Below are 16,896 nucleotides of genomic sequence, written 5' to 3'. Positions count from 1 at the left end.
AACGCATTGTGGCGATTATGCAACAAGTGTGGCCGAGACGGAAATCTTTCGGCGATCGATCCCCTGGAAAGCGCTCGTAAGGGGTTCGGCTAGATCTGCCTGGAGGACTTGTAGACGTTGACGCCGAGTTCGCGAATCTTCTTGCGCAGCGTGTTGCGGTTGAGCCCCAGCAGTTCGGCAGCCTTGATCTGGTTACCGCGCGTTGCGGTCATCGAGGCGAGGACCAGCGGATATTCGACCTCGGAGAGGATTCGCTGATAGAGGCCGGCCGGTGGCAAATCGCCGGCAAACGAGGCAAAATAGCGTTGCAGGAAATGCTCCACCGCCTGGCCGATGGAAAGGTCATCGGGAATGAGGTTGCCACCACCTGGAACGACAGGCCTTTCGCCGGTCTTCAACTCCGCCTCGATGATCTCGGCGGAAATCTCGTCCTGCGAATACAGCGCAGCCAGCCTGCGGATGAGGTTTTCGAGTTCGCGCACGTTACCCGGCCATGGATAGCGCTTCATCAGCTCGATGCCGCCGGTCGAGATGCGCTTGGTCTGCAGGCCTTCACTGGCGCCGAGCTTGAAGAAGTGCCGGACGAGGTCCGGAATGTCCTCCGATCGCTCGCGCAGCGCCGGCAGCCTGAGCGGCACAACGTTCAAGCGGTAGAACAGATCCTCCCGGAAAAGCCCCTGATTGATCAGCGTGCGTAGGTCCTTGTTGGTGGCAGCGACGATGCGCACGTCGGTCTTGATCGGCGTGCGGCCGCCGACCGTAGTGTATTCGCCCTGCTGCAACACACGCAGCAGCCGCGTCTGCGCTTCCATCGGCATGTCGCCGATCTCGTCGAGGAAGAGCGTGCCGCCTTCGGCTTGCTCGAAACGGCCGGTCGAGCGGTTCTGCGCGCCGGTAAAGGCGCCCTTCTCGTGCCCGAACAACTCCGATTCGATCAGGTCGCGCGGGATCGCTGCCATGTTGATGGCGACGAAGGGACCGCCCCGGCGGCGGCCGTACTCATGCAGCGCGCGCGCCACCAGTTCCTTTCCGGTACCCGACTCTCCGCTGATCATGACCGTCAGGTCGGTCTGCATCATGCGCGCCAGCATGCGGTAGATGTCCTGCATGGCCGCCGAGCGGCCGACCAGCGGCATCGTTTCCGGCGGCTCGTCGGCCCGCGTATCGATCTTGGGCCGCCGCGGCTCGGAAAGCGCGCGGTTGACGATGTTGAGCAGCTCGGTCAGGTCGAACGGTTTCGGCAGATATTCATAGGCTCCGGTTTCGGAGGCCCGGATTGCTGTCATGAACGTGTTCTGCGCACTCATGACGATGACCGGCAGTTCCGGTCGCGCCTTCTTGATGCGCGGCAGCATGTCGAAGGCGTTCTCGTCAGGCATGACAACGTCGGTGATAACCAGATCACCCTCGCCCGCCGCAACCCAGCGCCACAGCGTCGAAGCGTTGGAGGTGACACGCACGTCGTGGCCAACGCGCGAAAGCGCCTGGTTGAGGACGGTGCGGATGGCCGCATCGTCGTCGGCGACGAGAATATTGCCGCGAACGGTCATTTGCGGTCTCCTTCACCGTCGTCGTCGGTGCCAAACTGGGTTTCTTTCCACGCCGGCATCAGGATGCGGAAGGTGGTGCCGCGCGGGGTCGATTCGCATTCAATGATGCCGCCATGCTCGCCGACGATCTTTGCGACCAGCGCCAGACCGAGACCGGAGCCGTTCGGCTTGGTGGTGATGAAAGGATCGAACAGGATCGGCAGGATATCCTCGGAGACACCCGAACCGTTGTCGCGTACGCAGAATTCCAATGGCAGCGACACGCGGTCCTGAGTCCCGGGTACGGAAACGCGAATGCCCGGGCGGAAGGCTGTCGACAGCATGATCTCGCCCTGCGGATCACTGCCGATCGCCTCGGCGGCATTTTTTACCAGATTGAGGAACACCTGGATGAGCTGGTCGCGATTGGCAAAAACCGGAGGCAATGATGGATCATAGTCCTCCAATATCTTGATCCGCTTGGCAAAACCGTTCTTGGCGATTGCCTTGACATGGTCGAGCACGACATGGATGTTGACGGGATAACGGTCGATCGGCCGCTCGTCCGAAAATACCTCCATGCGGTCGACCAGCGAGACAATGCGGTCGGTCTCGTCGGTGATCAGCCTGGTCAGGGCGCGATCCTCGTCGGACGCCGACAGTTCAAGCAGCTGCGCGGCACCCCGAATGCCGGACAGCGGGTTCTTGATCTCATGGGCAAGCATCGCGGCAAGGCCGGTAACCGAGCGTGCCGCGCCGCGATGCGTCATCTGCCGGTCGATCTTGTCGGCCATTGAGCGTTCCTGGAACATCACCACGACCGAGCCTGGAAATTCAGTCACCGGTGCGACGTAGAGGTCGACTACCTTCTCGATGCCGAGACGTGGCGACGACACGTCCACCCGGTATTCGTTGACCGGCGCCCGGCGCTCGCGCACCTGGTCGACAAGCGTCAGCAGCGGACTGCCGAAAGGAATGAGCTTGTGCAGCGTGTTGCGGGCGAGCATCGTGGCGCTCGAGCGGAAAAAATCCTCGGCATCGGCATTGGCGAAGGTGATGAAGCCTTGTGGATCGACCATGATCACCGGCCGACGAATGGTGTTGAGCACAATATGCGCGGCGTCCGCCATATCCGTGCTCTGTGTGACGGTAGCGTTCATGCCGCACTCCGCAGGTTCGCCGCTTCGGGAGCGCTTGAGAACATCTCGCGCAGCAGGGCAATGACATGCTCCGGCTCGAAAGACGTGAGTATGGCCTTGCGCCGGTCGTCGCCTGTGGCGTCGTGGCGGTCGAGATACCAGCCGAGATGCTTGCGCGCCTGGCGCAATCCGCTTTCCACGCCATAGAGCGTCAGCATATCTTCGTAATGGGCAATCACGTAGTCGGTCAGCGCTTGCGGGCTGTCCGGCATGCCGGCTACCGGCTCGGCCAGCGCGGCCGCTACAATGCTGCCGGCAATCCACGGCGCGCCATAGTGCGCACGGCCGATCATCACCGCGTCGGCGCCGGACTGATCGAGGATCGACGCAGCCTCTGCCGGCGAGCCGACATCACCATTGGCAACCACCGGGATCGAGACGGCCTGCTTGACGCGTGCGATGGCACGCCAGTCGGCTTTGCCCTGATAGAACTGGCAACGCGTGCGGCCGTGCACCGTAACCATCTTCACCCCGGCCTGCTCGGCGCGTCGCGCCAGCATCGGCGCGTTGAGCGCACCTTCGTCCCAACCGAGCCGCATTTTGACCGTGACCGGCACGCCGACCGCGCCGATCACCGCTTCGATCAGCGACAGCGCGTGGTCGAGGTCTCGCATCAGTGCCGAACCGGCATAGCCGCCCGTCACCTTCTTGGCCGGACAGCCCATGTTGATGTCGATGATGTCGGCACCCTCGCCGGCCGCGATTCGCGCGCCCTCGGCCATGTGCGCCGCCTCGCGGCCGGCAAGCTGGACCATGTGGACAGGCAGCCCGGAATGACGGATGCGCAGGCCCGAGCCAGCCCTGCCCTTTGCGAGCTCACCGCTCGCCACCATTTCCGATACAACCAGCCCGGCGCCATGGGCATGGGCGCGCTGCCGGAACGGTTCGTCGGTAATGCCCGACATCGGCGCGAGAAACACGCGGTTGCGGATTCTCACGCCACCCACGTCCAGCGGCGAAGCCAATTTGGTCACATCAGGCATGCACAAAAACCAAGCACCTTCGGTTGCTGCACATTCTCTAGCCAGAACGACGGCAATGTGCAACGCGCAATGTCGTGACATTAAGGCGCATTTGGGAAAAATAAGGATCGCCGGACCGCATCAATCCTGGGTCTTCGGAAAGCGATACCACTTTTCGGGATCATGCGCTAAGCGTCTCGGCATGAGAGATGTGAGCGAAAAGCAAGCTGCGGACGACAAGGTCGCCGTGGTCATTGTTGCCGCCGGCCGCGGCGCGCGCGCCGGACAGGCCAATGGGCCGAAGCAGTATCAGCAGATTGGCGGCGGCGCCGTCATTGCACGCACACTCGACGCCTTTCTGACGCACCCGAAGATTGGACCTGTCGTTGTTGCTATCCATGCCGATGACGGCGCGCTTTTCCACCGCGCCGCCGGCGCGAACGCCGACCATGTCCTCGCTGTGACCGGCGGTACGTCACGGCAGGAGTCCGTCCGCCTTGGACTGCTGGCGTTGAGAAGCCATGCGCCGGGCCGGGTCCTGATCCATGATGCGGCTCGGCCGTTTGTCGACGCGGAACTGATAGACCGCACGATCGCCGCCATTGGCGAGCGCCAGGGAGCACTGCCTGCCTTGCCCGTTGCCGATACGCTCAAGCGCGAAACGGCCGAAGGCATGATCGGCGAAACCGTGTCCAGGGCCGGGCTTCATGCTGCACAGACACCGCAGGGCTTTCCGTTCTGGCCGATCCTGGCTGCGCACGAAAAGGCTCATCACCTGGGCAAAGCGGATTTCACCGACGATGCGGCAATCGCCGAATGGGCGCATATTCCGGTGAAGATCGTTCCCGGCTCGCCGGACAATGTCAAACTGACCTGGGCACGGGATATTGCAATGGCGGATCAGCGGCTTTCCAGCGCCTCACGTTTTCCCGACATCCGAACCGGCAATGGCTATGACGTCCATGCGTTCGAGCCCGGCGACCATGTCACCCTGTGCGGCGTCGCCATTCCGCACGACAGGAAGTTATCCGGCCATTCGGATGCCGATGTCGGCCTGCATGCGTTAACCGACGCCCTGCTCGCCACCTGCGGCGCAGGTGACATCGGTACGCATTTCCCGCCCTCCGACCCGCAGTGGAAAGGGGCCGCTTCACGCATCTTCGTCGAACACGCGGCCAAGCTGGTGCGCGCGCGCGGCGGGCGCATCGCCAACGCCGATATCACGCTTATCTGCGAGGTGCCGCGCGTCGGCCCGCATCGCGAGGCCATGACCGCAGCGCTTTCGGCAATGCTGCGAATTTCGCGCGATCGCATCTCGATCAAGGCGACAACCAATGAGAAGCTCGGCTTCGTCGGCCGTGAGGAAGGCATAGCGGCCATCGCGACCGCCAGCGTTGTATTTCCAGGGGATGTCCCTGAATGAGCAATAGCGATCTCGCAGATGCCCTGCTTCAGGCCTGCCAGCAGCGCGGCATCATGCTGGTGACGGCCGAGAGCTGCACCGGCGGCATGATCATCGCCGCGCTGACCGACATCGCTGGCTCTTCCGCGGTGGTCGATCGCGGCTTCATCACCTATTCCAACCAGGCCAAGACCGAGATGCTCGGCGTCTCGGCCGCTACGCTCGAGGCGCATGGCGCGGTCTCGCGCGAGACTGTGGTGGAGATGGCGGCCGGAGCCTTGGCCCATTCGCCGGCCGGGCTCGCCCTGGCGGTGACCGGCATCGCCGGACCGGACGGCGGCTCTGCGGAAAAACCTGTCGGCCTGGTCTGGTTCGGCGTTGCCGTGGCTGGGCGGCCGGTAGTCAGCGAATGCGAGCTGTTCGCCGACAAGGGCCGTGATTTCATCCGCCGGGAGACGGTCCGGCATGCCCTTGAGCTGGGTCTGCGCGCGCTCGCTGCGGATCAGGCTGCCGATGGCGCGTCGTAGATGATTTCGGCCCGTTTCTCGAACGCCTCGGAGAACATGCGGAAGGCGCGGTCGAACATGGTTCCCATCAGCGCACCCAAAATGCGGCTCTTGAACTCGTAGTCGATAAAGAAGCAGACGTTGCAACCGCCGCCCTCCGCCGGGTCGAAGCGCCAGACATTGCTTAGATATTTGAATGGGCCGTCGATGTATTTGACGTCGATGGCATTCTCGTCAGGCTTCAGCAGCACCTGCGTGGTGAAAGTCTCGCGGATCGCCTTGTAGCCGATGCTCATGTCGGCGATGAGCAAGGTGCGTCCGTCGCGTTCCTTGCGTGAGCGAACCGTCAGTGCCTCGCAAAGCGGCAGGAATTGCGGATAGGATTCGACATCGGCGACCAGAGCAAACATCTGCTCCGGCGTATGCGCAACGCGGCGATGGGCTTCGAATTGTGGCATGAAACCAGAACGTTAGGCGGTCTTTTTGAGAAGCGCCTCGCGCGCCGCCCGCAACCTGGCGAAATCGTCGCCGGCGTGGTGCGACGAGCGCGTCAGCGGGCTCGACGCCACCAGCAGGAAGCCCTTGGTCCTGCCGATCGTCTCGAAGGACTTGAATTCCTCAGGCGTGACGAACCGGATCACCGGATGATGCTTCTTCGAGGGCTGCAGATATTGGCCGATAGTCACGAAGTCGACATTGGCCGAACGCAGATCGTCCATCAGTTGCAGGATTTCGTTCCGCTCCTCGCCAAGGCCAACCATGATGCCGGACTTGGTGAAGATCGAGGGGTCAAGCTCCTTGACCCGCTGCAAGAGCCTGATGGAATGGAAATAGCGCGCGCCCGGCCGAACCGTCAGATAGTTCGACGGCACGGTCTCCAGATTGTGGTTGAAAACGTCGGGCTTGGCCGCCACCACAATCTCCAGCGCGCCTTCCTTGCGCAGGAAGTCGGGCGTCAGGATTTCGATCGTCGTCAGAGGCGTCGCCGCCCTGATCGCACGGATGACCTCGGCAAAGTGCTGAGCTCCGCCATCGGCGAGATCGTCGCGATCGACTGAGGTGATGACGACATGGCTTAGGCCCATTTGCTTGACGGCGTGTGCGACACGCGCCGGCTCACCGGGATCGAGTGCGGTCGGGATGCCGGTGGCGACATTGCAAAAGGCGCAGGCCCGCGTGCAGATCTCGCCCATGATCATGAAGGTGGCGTGCTTCTTCTCCCAGCACTCGCCGATATTGGGGCAGCCCGCCTCTTCGCAAACCGTCACCAGTTTGTGAGACTTCACGATTTCGCGCGTCTCGGCATAGCCTTTCGACATCGGCGCCTTGACGCGGATCCAGTCAGGCTTGCGCAGTACGTCCTGATCCGGCTTGTGCGCCTTTTCGGGATGCCGCAGGCGCGGCGCATTGGCAATCGTGTCGAGGACGGTGACCATGTGAAACCCGGCTCATTGGCAAGCGCTTGTCCGGCGCTCGCTCTATTCACGTCATCTAGGACTTTTCGGCGAAAAGAAAAAGGCCGTGATCGCGCATGGCGCGCTGGCCTTTTTCGCATAGCAAGTGCCGACACAGGTCAGCGGCGCACCAGTCGTCCCACCGCAATCAGAATGCAGGCGCCGATGAAGCCGGTGATCAGATAGGCGATCCAGCCGACGCCGAAGATGCCGATGTTCAGGGCCTGCAAGATGGCGTTCAACACGATTGCGCCGACAATGCCGAGAATGATGTTCATGAGGATGCCGGTATTGCTCTTCATGACCATCTCGGCGAGCCACCCCGCCAGTCCGCCGATGATGATGGCTGCTACCCAGCCCACGCCGTTCATTTCCATATGCCCTCTCCTTGTATGATGGATGATGCGTGCGAAACGAATTGCTCTGCCGTCGAGTTCCTTTGTGTCTTCCGCGTGAGACTCGCCCAATTAATTTATCATGCATTCAGTGCGCGACCATAGGCGTCGAGTACACTCTCCTTCATCATCTCCGACAGCGTCGGGTGCGGGAAGATCGTGTGCATCAGCTCTTCCTCGGTGGTCTCCAGGTTCATCGCCACGACGAAGCCCTGGATCAGTTCTGTTACCTCTGCGCCGACCATGTGGGCACCCAGCAACTGGCCGGTCTTCTTGTCGAAAATGGTCTTGACGAAGCCTTGGTCCTCGCCGAGCGCAATCGCCTTGCCGTTTGCGGCGAACTGGAAGCGGCCGACACGGATGTCCTTGCCGTCTTCTTTCGCTTTGGCTTCCGTCAGTCCGACCGAGGCGACTTGCGGATTGCAATAGGTGCAGCCCGGGATCTTCAGCTTGTCGGTGGCATGCACGCCGGGGAAATTGGCGATCTTTTCCACGCACACCACGCCTTCGTGCTCGGCCTTGTGGGCGAGCATCGGCGGTCCGGCGACGTCACCGATGGCATAGATGCCGGGTACGTTGGTCTTGCCGTAGCCGTCGACGACGACGCAACCGCGTTCCGTCTTCACGCCGAGCGCCTCGAGCCCGAGATTCTCGATATTGCCTTGCACGCCGACGGCCGAGATCATGCGGTCGGCCGTGATCTTCTCGACCTTGCCGTCCTTCATCTCGACATGCGCGGTGACCGAGTTAGTGCCCTTCTCGACCTTGGTCACCTTGGCTTCGAGCATGATCTTCATGCCCTGCTTTTCGAACTGCTTTTGCGCGAATTTCGAGACTTCGGCGTCCTCGGCCGGCATCACGGCCGGCAGCAGTTCGACCACCGTCACCTCCGCGCCCATGGTGCGGTAGAAAGAGGCGAACTCGATGCCGATGGCGCCTGAGCCCATCACCAGCAGCGATTTCGGCATCTCTTTCGGCACCATTGCCTCGAAATAGGTCCAGATCAACTTGCCGTCAGGCTCGATGCCGGGCAGCGCGCGCGGCCTGGCGCCGGTCGCCAGGATGATGTGCTTGGCGCTATAGGTGCCCTCGCCCTTGACGCCCTTGGGCGCCGGCGGCTGCGGCTCCATCGGCTTCTTCGACGATTTCGACACGACGATCTCGCCAGGTTTGGTCAGCTTGGCTTCGCCCCAGATGACGTCGACCTTGTTCTTCTTCATCAGGAAGCCGACGCCGCCGTTGAGCCGCAGCGAGACCTTTCGCGAGCGATCGACGACGGCGGCTGTGTCGACGCTGACCTTGCCATCGATCTTCAGGCCGTAGTCCTTCAGATGATCCGAATAGTGCATAATCTCGGCCGAGCGCAGCAGCGCCTTGGTCGGAATGCAGCCCCAGTTGAGGCAGATGCCGCCAAGGTGCTCGCGCTCGACGATCGCCGTCTTGAAGCCAAGCTGGGCCGAACGCACTGCAGTGACATAACCGCCGGGGCCGGAGCCGATGATGATGACGTCGTAGTTCTCAACCACGGCTTTCTCCTTCACAATTCCAACATGACGCGCACGAGCGGCGCCAGCGCTTGCCCGACGTTCCGCGTGTTTCCTGCGTCGAGGTGGACGCCGTCGAGCGGCGTGGTTTTGGCCACCCCGCCGGCATCGAAGAAGCCGCAGCCGGCCTCGTCGGCAAGAGCGGAATATTGCGGCGCCAGCCGCTTTGACGCGTCATCGCCGCCGGCGAACATTTCCTTGAACTCAGCGTTTTCCGTGCGGCTGACTACGGGCGGCGCGACGATCAGGATCTGAGGCGCCGGCCAATCGAACGGGTAATCGTGACCGCGCACGATATCGATCAGCCGTTGCATGCCTTGCTTGGCCGCGACCGGATTACCATGAATCCACGGCTTCATATCGTTGGCGCCGAGCATGATGATGATCAAGTCGATCGGTGCGTGCGTCGTCAGGATTGTTGGCAACAGCCTTGCGCCATTGCGGTCCGCCCCGGCCAAGTGATCGTCGAAGGCGGTGGTTCGGCCATTCAGGCCTTCGGCGATGACCTCGACGCCGCCGCCCAATGCTGCCTGCAGCACGCTCGGCCAGCGATCCGCCGGCGGATGACGGCCAAGGCCTGCCGCGTCATAGCCCCAGGTCAGCGAATCGCCATAGCAGAGGACCGTCTTCATGTGCCTGCCCCGCCGAAACTTGGTTGCGTGCGCCCCAATCGCCAGCGCACGAAAAGCCACTGGACCAGCACCGTAGCGATGCCTGGCAGGACGAGACCGGCGACGATAGGAAGATCGCTCGACCACTGGCGCTTGCTCGGCAGCTGGGAGAAAGTCCAGCCGATCAGGGCAACTCCAATGAGCACAAAAAATGCTAACCCTATGATCGCGGTCAGTTTTGTTGCCCGTCGTGGGTCCGACATGAATTGTGCGATGAAGAATGCGAGCGTCGCGAAGATGGTGACGAGAGCCGAGATCATGAATACAAGGATGTACTCCACGTCGGCATTGGTTGCGACGGCGAGCCACTGCACAACCAATCCGCCGGCCAAACCGGAAAGAAAGAAGGCAAAAAGGCTGGTGAAGAATTTCCGCACCGCCCTGTTCCCCTCTCTTAGACCAGCATGCCCATCGGATTTTCGATCATACGCTTGAAGGCGACGAGCAGCTCGGCGCCTAGCGCACCGTCGACTGCGCGGTGATCGGTCGACAGCGTCACCGACATGATTGTCGCGATCTTGATCTCGCCGTTCTTCACCACTGCGCGTTGCTCGCCGGCGCCGACCGCCAGGATCGTCGCATGCGGAGGGTTGATGACGGCAGAAAAATCCTTGATGCCGAACATGCCGAGATTGGACACCGCCGTGGTGCCGCCCTGATATTCTTCCGGCTTCAGCTTGCGGCTGCGGGCGCGGCCGGCAAGATCCTTCATCTCGTTGGAGATGACTGACATCGTCTTTTCGTCAGCACGCCGGATGATCGGGGTGATCAGGCCGCCGGGGATCGATACGGCAACGCCGACATCGGCGTGCTTGTGCTTGATCATGGCGTTTTCTGTCCACGACGCATTGGCATCCGGAACCGCCATCAGCGCCATGGCAAGAGCCTTGATGACCATGTCGTTGACCGACAGCTTGTAGGCCGGCGTTTCGCCCTTCTCGGTCTTCTTCACCGGCGCGGCCGCATTGATCTGCGTGCGCAGGGCTAGAAGTGCGTCGAGCTCGCAGTCGAGCGTCAGATAGAAATGCGGGATGGTGGTCTTGGCTTCGACCAGCCGCCTCGCAATGGTCTTGCGCATATTGTCGTGCGGGATCAGCTCGTAGGAGCCTTCGGCAAACAGTTTGAGCACCTGCTCGTCCGACATCGCTTTGGGTGCTGCGGCCGCAGGTGCCGGAGCGCCGGCGGGCGCCGCTTTTGCCGCTGGTGCCGCCTTGGCGCCGCCACTGGAAATTGCGGCATCGACATCGGCCTTGACCACGCGACCATGCGGGCCGGAGCCTGTCAGCACCGCGACATCGACGCCGGCTTCCCTGGCAATGCGCCGGGCCAGCGGCGAGGCGAAGATGCGCTCACCGCTTGCATGGCCGTTGGCGGTAGGCGGCGCTTCCGCCTTGGCTGCAGGTGCGGCAGGCTCCTGCTTCGGCGCTTCGGGCTTTGGTGTTTCAGCTTTGGAGACGTCCGCTTTCGGAACCTCAGCCTTTGCCGGCGTAGCGGCGTCACCGCTTTTCGCGGCAGAAGCAGCATCCTCGCCCTCGGCCGCCAACACCGCGATCAGCGCATTGACCTTGACGCCTTCAGTGCCCGCCGGAACCACCAGCTTGGCGACCGTGCCTTCGTCGACGGCTTCGACTTCCATCGTTGCCTTGTCGGTCTCTATCTCGGCAATCACGTCTCCCGGCGAGACCTTGTCGCCTTCCTTGACCAGCCACTTGGAAAGGTTGCCTTCTTCCATCGTGGGCGAAAGCGCCGGCATGGTGATGTTGATCGGCATTTTTCCTCCTCAGTTCCGCCCGGTTAGCGAACGGTGCTGGATATTGAACTGCTCCGACATTCTACCTCGGTAGCCTTCTTCCAATGCCTGAAGCGTCTCGATTTCAGGGATGCCATCTTGTTCCAGTCTCATCCTGGCTATGTGCATGCCGACATCAGCGAGCACCATGCCCCAGTTGTGAGCGTTTGGCCCAAAGAGGTCTTGCATCGTGACGACCGCGTCCGAACCAATCCAGACGCGGAGTATTTCATCGAATTCGCTATTCTCGACGACCACCGCGGGAACTTCTAGTTCGCGCGACATCTCGTTACCCCCGGTACGTCACGGCTTTGACCGCCTCGACGACCTCGCCGAAATTGGGCAGTGCCAGCTTTTCGAGATTCGCGGCATAGGGCATCGGCACGTCCTTGCCGGCTATGGTGATGACCGGTGCGTCGAGGAAATCGAAGGCGCGCTGCGAAACCTGGTTGGCGATATGGTCGCCGACCGAGTTCTGCGGAAAGCCTTCCTCGACCACCACCAGGCGATTGGTCTTCTTGACCGAGGCGATAATGGTGTCGAAGTCGAGCGGGCGGATGGTGCGCAAGTCGATGACCTCGGCATCGATGCCCATGCCGCGCAACTCCGCCTCGGCCTTGATCGCGTAGGTCATGCCGATGCCGAACGATACGATGGTCACGTCCTTGCCGGATTTGTGAATGCGCGCCTTGCCGATCGGCAACACGAAATCGTCCATCTTTGGCACGTCGAAGGAATGGCCGTAAAGGATTTCGTTTTCGAGGAAGATGACCGGGTTCGGGTCGCGGATCGCCGCCTTGAGCAGACCCTTGGCGTCGGCGGCGGTATAAGGCATCACCACCTTCAGGCCGGGAATATGGCTGTACCAGGCGGCATAGCATTGCGAATGCTGCGCGGCGACGCGGGCAGCCGCGCCGTTCGGGCCGCGAAAGACGATCGGGGCGCCCATCTGGCCGCCGGACATATAGAGCGTCTTGGCGGCTGAATTGATGATCTGGTCGATCGCCTGCATGGCGAAGTTGAAGGTCATGAATTCGACGATCGGCCTCAGGCCGGCCATCGCCGCGCCAACACCAACGCCGGCAAAGCCGTGCTCTGTGATCGGCGTATCGACCACGCGCCGCGGACCGAATTCTTGCAACAGGCCTTGCGTGATCTTGTAGGCGCCCTGGTACTCGGCGACTTCCTCGCCCATGACAAAGACATCGCCATCGCGGCGCATTTCCTCCGCCATTGCATCGCGCAAGGCTTCACGCACTGTGGTCGAGACCATTTCGGTGCCGGCCGGGATGTCCGGATCGGCGGCAATTTCCAGCTTGGGCGCGGCGGCAACAGGCGCTGCCGCTTCGTTCTTGGCCGGAGCAGCAGCGGGGGGCGGAGCGGCAGCGGGCGCTTCCGCTTGCGACTTGATAGCCTCCTCGCCGATGCCTTCGCCTGCCTCGTCGATGTCTTCGCCATCGACGGCCAGCACAGCGATCAGCGTGTTGACCTTGACACCCTCGGTGCCGGCAGGAACCACGATCTTGGCAAGCGTGCCGTCGTCCACGGCTTCGACTTCCATCGTTGCCTTGTCGGTCTCGATCTCGGCAATGGCGTCACCGGCTACGACCTTATCACCTTCTTTCTTCAACCATTTGGAAACATTACCCTCTTCCATGGTCGGCGAGAGGGCGGGCATGAGAATTTCGATCGGCATGTCCTTGCCCTCTCGTTAAAGTACGATGTCGGTCCAGAGCTCGGACGGATCCGGCTCCGCGTCGTTCTGGGCAAATTCTGCGGCGTCGGCGACAACGTCGCGGACTTCCTTGTCGATGGCCTTGAGTTCGTCCTCACTTGCCCATTTCTTATCGAGCAGCCGCGCTTTGACCTGTTCGATCGGGTCACGTTCGGAGCGCATTTTCTGCACTTCTTCCTTGGAGCGGTATTTTGCCGGATCCGACATCGAATGGCCGCGGTAACGATAGGTCTGCATTTCGAGAATGAGCGGCCCATTGCCGGCGCGGCACCATTCGGCGGCGAGGTCGCCGGCGGCCTTCACGGCGCGCACATCCATGCCGTCGACCTGGATGCCTGGAATCTTGAAGGAGGCGCCGCGGTGCGAGAAATCCGTCTCGGCCGAAGAGCGCGAGACCGAGGTGCCCATGGCGTAGCGGTTGTTCTCGATGATGTAGATCACCGGAAGCTTCCACAGCGAGGCCATGTTGAAGCTTTCGTAGACCTGGCCCTGGTTCGCGGCGCCATCGCCGAAATAGGTCAGCGTCACATTGTTGTTGCCGCGATAACGGTTGGCGAAGGCAATGCCGGTGCCGAGCGACACTTGCGCGCCGACGATGCCGTGGCCGCCGTAAAAATGCTTCTCCTTGGAGAACATGTGCATCGAGCCGCCCTTGCCCCTGGACAGGCCGCTACGGCGCCCGGTCAGTTCGGCCATGACGCCGCGCGGCGACAACTCCATGGCCAGCATATGACCATGGTCGCGATAGGCGGTGATCATCTGGTCGCCATCGATCAGCGCCATCTTCATGCCGGTAACGACCGCTTCCTGGCCGATGTAGAGGTGGCAGAAACCGCCGATGAAGCCCATGCCGTAAAGCTGGCCGGCCTTTTCCTCGAAGCGGCGGATGAGCAGCATGTGCCGGTAGGCGGCAAGCTCCTGGTCCTTGGTGAACTCAACAGGCTTTGGGGTGGAAAGGCCCGGCGTTTTGCCGTCGGATTTGGATTTGGCAGGCGCTCTTCTGGTGGCGGTGGCCATGCATCACTCCCTGTTGGCGTCTCTTAGCGGACAGCGAGGGAGATCAGTTCTCCCACCGATTTGAGGCAGGCTAACATGCAGGGAAGGCTTTCGCCATGCCGAAAACGCATGGCTGTCATGCATCTAAGCAATTAAAATCATTGCAAATATCGCTGATTAACTGAGATCAGGTTATCTTGCGACCGGCAGCATGATGGTGATCTCGTCGGCGTGCGACAGATTAAGTGCCTTGCGCGCCTGCTCGTCCAGCATGTCCTTCTCCAGCGTGCCCTCATGCATCAGCTGAACGCGGCGCTCGAGGTCGATCCGGCGCGCCTTGACGGCATCGAGCCTGCCCTGCAATTCGGCAGTCTCGGCTTCGAGCTGATACTTGGAATAGATGCCGAACTCGCCATGATAGGCATGGAAGCCGAAATAAGTCAGGAACACCACGCAGAGCGAGGGGATGATCAGCCGGCCGGTGTTTCTTTGCTTGTGCTGGCGTGTCCACATGGTCCGAATCCTCTACGCCGCCTTTGTCGCCCGATTGTGCTTAATGGACGGTTACAGACCGTTGGATTCAGAGCCAGGAAGCAAAAAAGGGCGGGAATGTCCCCGCCCTCGCCGCCGCGGATTTTCTCTCGAAAATCAGCTTTTCACGATGGACTTGCCGGCATATCGCGCCTGCTTGCCGAGCTCCTCCTCGATGCGGATGAGCTGGTTGTACTTGGCCATGCGATCCGAGCGTGACAGCGAGCCCGTCTTGATCTGCCCGCAATTGGTGGCAACGGCGAGGTCGGCGATGGTCGAATCCTCGGTCTCGCCCGAGCGGTGCGACATCACCGCGGTATAGCCGGCCTTGTGCGCGGTCTCGACGGCGTCGAGCGTTTCGGTAAGCGAGCCGATCTGGTTGACCTTGACCAGGATCGAATTGGCGACACCCATGCGGATGCCGTCGCGCAGCCGCGCCGTGTTGGTGACGAACAGATCGTCGCCAACCAGCTGCGTTTGCTTGCCGATGAGATCGGTCAGTATTTTCCAACCGTCCCAGTCATCCTCCGCCAGGCCGTCCTCAATGGTGATGATCGGGTAGTCGGCAGCAAGCTTGGCCAGATATCTGGCCTGCGCCTTCGGGTCGCGGGTTTTCCTCTCGCCTTCATAGACGTAGTTGCCATCCTTGAAGAATTCGGTCGCCGCGCAGTCGAGGCCTAGCGCAACCTCCTCGCCGGGCTTGAAGCCAGCCTGCTCGATCGATTCCATGATGAAGTCGAGCGCGGCCGGCGCGCTCTTCAGGTTGGGGGCAAAGCCGCCCTCGTCCCCGACATTAGTGTTGTGGCCGGCGTCCTTCAGCTTCTTTCGCAGCGTATGAAAGATCTCCGAGCCCCAGCGCACGCCGTCGCGCAGCGTCGGCGCGCCGATCGGCAGGATCATGAATTCCTGGAAATCGATCGGGTTGTCGGCATGCGCGCCGCCATTGATGATGTTCATCATAGGCACCGGCAGCACATGGGCCTTGGTGCCGCCGACATAACGGTAGAGCGGCAGGTCGGCCGCTTCGGCCGCGGCCTTGGCCACCGCCAGCGACACGCCGAGGATGGCATTGGCGCCGAGCCGGCTCTTGTTGGGCGTACCATCGAGTTCGATCATGGTCTGATCGATATGGATCTGATTCTCTGCCTCCATGCCGCCGATCGCCTCGAACAGCTCGCCGTTCACCGCCTCGACCGCTGTCAGCACGCCCTTGCCGAGATAGCGGGGGCCGCCATCGCGCAGTTCGACCGCCTCATGCGCGCCGGTCGAGGCACCGGACGGCACCGCGGCGCGACCCATCGAGCCGTCTTCGAGCACGACGTCGACCTCGACGGTCGGATTTCCGCGGCTGTCCAGGATTTCACGCCCGACAATGTCGATGATGGCCGTCATTGCGATGTCCCCGATTGATCGATTGAAGCGTCGCGCACCTCTTAGCCAAAGTGCCGCAAAACGCAATCGGGGCACTTGCAAATATTGCCCGCGCGCTACGGGATTCACGAAGCACGAAGCGCTGTCATCATTTGTCATACGCGGCATGCCGGTTTCTGGTTTATGGCTGTTGTCGCGCGGGGCGAAACAGGAGGAGTTTCGCCATGTCCCAGTTGAGCGGTATTGTGAGTTTGTTCCTGATCGCGGCTGCGTTCCTGACGTCGTGCGACAATCAGCAACCCCCGCAGGGATCGTCGCCTTTGCCGACCCTGCAGACTGCGCAGTAGCATCCCGCCACATCGAAAGGCCCCCGTTTTCCCGGGGGCCTTTTTGATTCCAGGAGACTAGTCAGTGCCAGTAAGGTCAGTGCCAGTAAGGCTCGACCTTGTAGTAGTTGTATGAGGCGTCACGTGCGGCCTCGCCGTCGGCGCCGGTCAGCTCGTTGATCGAATAGGAAGGAGCGGCCATCAGCTGGTCTTTGGTGAACGGCACGACATAGCCGCCCTTGTTCTCATCATAGTCAAGGCTCGCCCACGGAATGGCATGGTATTTCTCGCCGATTCCGAGAAATCCGCCAAAACCGATCACGGCAAACATGATTCCGTTCGACAATTTGTCGAGCATGACGTCCTCGATGTCGCCGATATGAGTGCCTTCCGTATTGTAGACCGATGTGCCGATAACCCGCGAAGCGGCGATGGCTTCGGTGTGTCCCGTCTGGGTCGTCATGGTGTGCTCCTCGTCGTCGTTGA

Annotated in this window: 18 protein-coding genes; 2 read left to right on the top strand and 16 right to left on the bottom strand. The window is 61.6% G+C overall.

Annotated elements, in window-relative coordinates; all coding sequences use genetic code 11:
- Positions 1–89: 89 nt before the first annotated feature.
- Genes ntrC through dusB form a run of 3 tightly spaced genes read right to left on the bottom strand, consistent with a single transcriptional unit; the run spans position 90 to position 3,711 of the window.
- Positions 90–1,550, bottom strand: coding sequence for a nitrogen regulation protein NR(I) (gene ntrC / locus NKH21_RS21885; protein WP_352466165.1), 1,461 nt, complete (start codon positions 1,548–1,550; stop codon positions 90–92).
- Positions 1,547–2,689, bottom strand: a complete 1,143-nt coding sequence (locus NKH21_RS21880; protein ID WP_023675075.1) for a two-component system sensor histidine kinase NtrB — start codon at positions 2,687–2,689, stop codon at positions 1,547–1,549. The genes ntrC and NKH21_RS21880 overlap by 4 nt, the downstream gene beginning before the upstream one ends.
- Complete coding sequence (dusB, locus tag NKH21_RS21875; RefSeq protein ID WP_352666808.1) at positions 2,686–3,711, bottom strand: tRNA dihydrouridine synthase DusB; 1,026 nt, start codon at positions 3,709–3,711, stop codon at positions 2,686–2,688. Before dusB ends, NKH21_RS21880 begins: the two co-directional genes overlap by 4 nt.
- Before the next feature lie 181 nt (positions 3,712–3,892).
- On the opposite strand from dusB, the gene NKH21_RS21870 reads away from it, so the two are divergent.
- Both NKH21_RS21870 and NKH21_RS21865 read left to right on the top strand, forming a co-directional pair.
- Entirely contained in the window at positions 3,893–5,113 is a 1,221-nt protein-coding gene (locus NKH21_RS21870) for a bifunctional 2-C-methyl-D-erythritol 4-phosphate cytidylyltransferase/2-C-methyl-D-erythritol 2,4-cyclodiphosphate synthase (RefSeq protein ID WP_352666811.1), read from the top strand.
- Entirely contained in the window at positions 5,110–5,619 is a 510-nt protein-coding gene (locus tag NKH21_RS21865; protein WP_352666813.1) for a CinA family protein, read from the top strand. Before NKH21_RS21870 ends, NKH21_RS21865 begins: the two co-directional genes overlap by 4 nt.
- Here the strand turns inward: NKH21_RS21865 and NKH21_RS21860 are convergent.
- The 13 genes from NKH21_RS21860 to NKH21_RS21800 all read right to left on the bottom strand — a co-directional run bounded on the left by NKH21_RS21860 (position 5,595) and on the right by NKH21_RS21800 (position 16,873).
- Positions 5,595–6,056, bottom strand: a complete 462-nt coding sequence (locus NKH21_RS21860) for a type II toxin-antitoxin system RatA family toxin (RefSeq protein ID WP_352666816.1) — start codon at positions 6,054–6,056, stop codon at positions 5,595–5,597. The two genes, NKH21_RS21865 and NKH21_RS21860, sit on opposite strands and share 25 nt — an antisense overlap.
- A gap of 12 nt (positions 6,057–6,068) precedes the next feature.
- Positions 6,069–7,034 carry a lipoyl synthase gene (gene lipA, locus NKH21_RS21855; RefSeq protein WP_352666818.1) on the bottom strand — a complete coding sequence of 322 codons (966 nt, stop codon included), beginning with the start codon at positions 7,032–7,034 and terminating at the stop codon, positions 6,069–6,071.
- A gap of 137 nt (positions 7,035–7,171) precedes the next feature.
- The gene (locus NKH21_RS21850; RefSeq protein ID WP_292655302.1) at positions 7,172–7,429 is read right to left on the bottom strand and encodes a GlsB/YeaQ/YmgE family stress response membrane protein; all 258 of its coding nucleotides are present in this window, start codon (positions 7,427–7,429) and stop codon (positions 7,172–7,174) included.
- Positions 7,430–7,527: 98 nt separating this feature from the next.
- The gene (lpdA, locus tag NKH21_RS21845) at positions 7,528–8,973 is read right to left on the bottom strand and encodes a dihydrolipoyl dehydrogenase (RefSeq protein WP_352666821.1); all 1,446 of its coding nucleotides are present in this window, start codon (positions 8,971–8,973) and stop codon (positions 7,528–7,530) included.
- Between the two features lie 11 nt (positions 8,974–8,984).
- Positions 8,985–9,623 (bottom strand): SGNH/GDSL hydrolase family protein, encoded by a 639-nt coding sequence (locus NKH21_RS21840; protein ID WP_352666824.1) that lies wholly within the window; start codon positions 9,621–9,623, stop codon positions 8,985–8,987.
- On the bottom strand, positions 9,620–10,039 hold the full coding sequence (locus NKH21_RS21835) for a hypothetical protein (RefSeq protein ID WP_352666827.1): 420 nt from the start codon (positions 10,037–10,039) through the stop codon (positions 9,620–9,622). The genes NKH21_RS21840 and NKH21_RS21835 overlap by 4 nt, the downstream gene beginning before the upstream one ends.
- Before the next feature lie 17 nt (positions 10,040–10,056).
- Positions 10,057–11,433 carry a pyruvate dehydrogenase complex dihydrolipoamide acetyltransferase gene (locus NKH21_RS21830; RefSeq protein ID WP_352666830.1) on the bottom strand — a complete coding sequence of 459 codons (1,377 nt, stop codon included), beginning with the start codon at positions 11,431–11,433 and terminating at the stop codon, positions 10,057–10,059.
- Positions 11,434–11,442: 9 nt separating this feature from the next.
- Positions 11,443–11,736, bottom strand: coding sequence for a DUF5076 domain-containing protein (locus NKH21_RS21825; protein ID WP_036262673.1), 294 nt, complete (start codon positions 11,734–11,736; stop codon positions 11,443–11,445).
- A gap of 4 nt (positions 11,737–11,740) precedes the next feature.
- A complete protein-coding gene (locus tag NKH21_RS21820; protein WP_352666833.1) occupies positions 11,741–13,147 on the bottom strand; it encodes a pyruvate dehydrogenase complex E1 component subunit beta in 1,407 nt (468 codons plus the stop codon).
- Between the two features lie 15 nt (positions 13,148–13,162).
- Positions 13,163–14,203, bottom strand: a complete 1,041-nt coding sequence (gene pdhA, locus NKH21_RS21815; RefSeq protein ID WP_352491368.1) for a pyruvate dehydrogenase (acetyl-transferring) E1 component subunit alpha — start codon at positions 14,201–14,203, stop codon at positions 13,163–13,165.
- A 171-nt stretch (positions 14,204–14,374) separates the two neighbouring features.
- A complete protein-coding gene (locus tag NKH21_RS21810; RefSeq protein WP_292655325.1) occupies positions 14,375–14,695 on the bottom strand; it encodes an FtsB family cell division protein in 321 nt (106 codons plus the stop codon).
- Positions 14,696–14,830: 135 nt separating this feature from the next.
- Positions 14,831–16,105: a phosphopyruvate hydratase gene (gene eno / locus NKH21_RS21805; protein ID WP_352666837.1), complete on the bottom strand. Its 1,275-nt coding sequence runs from the start codon at positions 16,103–16,105 to the stop codon at positions 14,831–14,833.
- Positions 16,106–16,507: 402 nt separating this feature from the next.
- Positions 16,508–16,873 (bottom strand): PRC-barrel domain-containing protein, encoded by a 366-nt coding sequence (locus tag NKH21_RS21800; protein ID WP_023675091.1) that lies wholly within the window; start codon positions 16,871–16,873, stop codon positions 16,508–16,510.
- Positions 16,874–16,896: the final 23 nt, after the last annotated feature.

Origin of the sequence: Mesorhizobium sp. M1329, from assembly GCF_040318035.1 — a bacterium.
In the GTDB taxonomy this organism is placed as follows: domain Bacteria; phylum Pseudomonadota; class Alphaproteobacteria; order Rhizobiales; family Rhizobiaceae; genus Mesorhizobium.
This window is presented reverse-complemented; position numbering and strand designations above follow the sequence as displayed.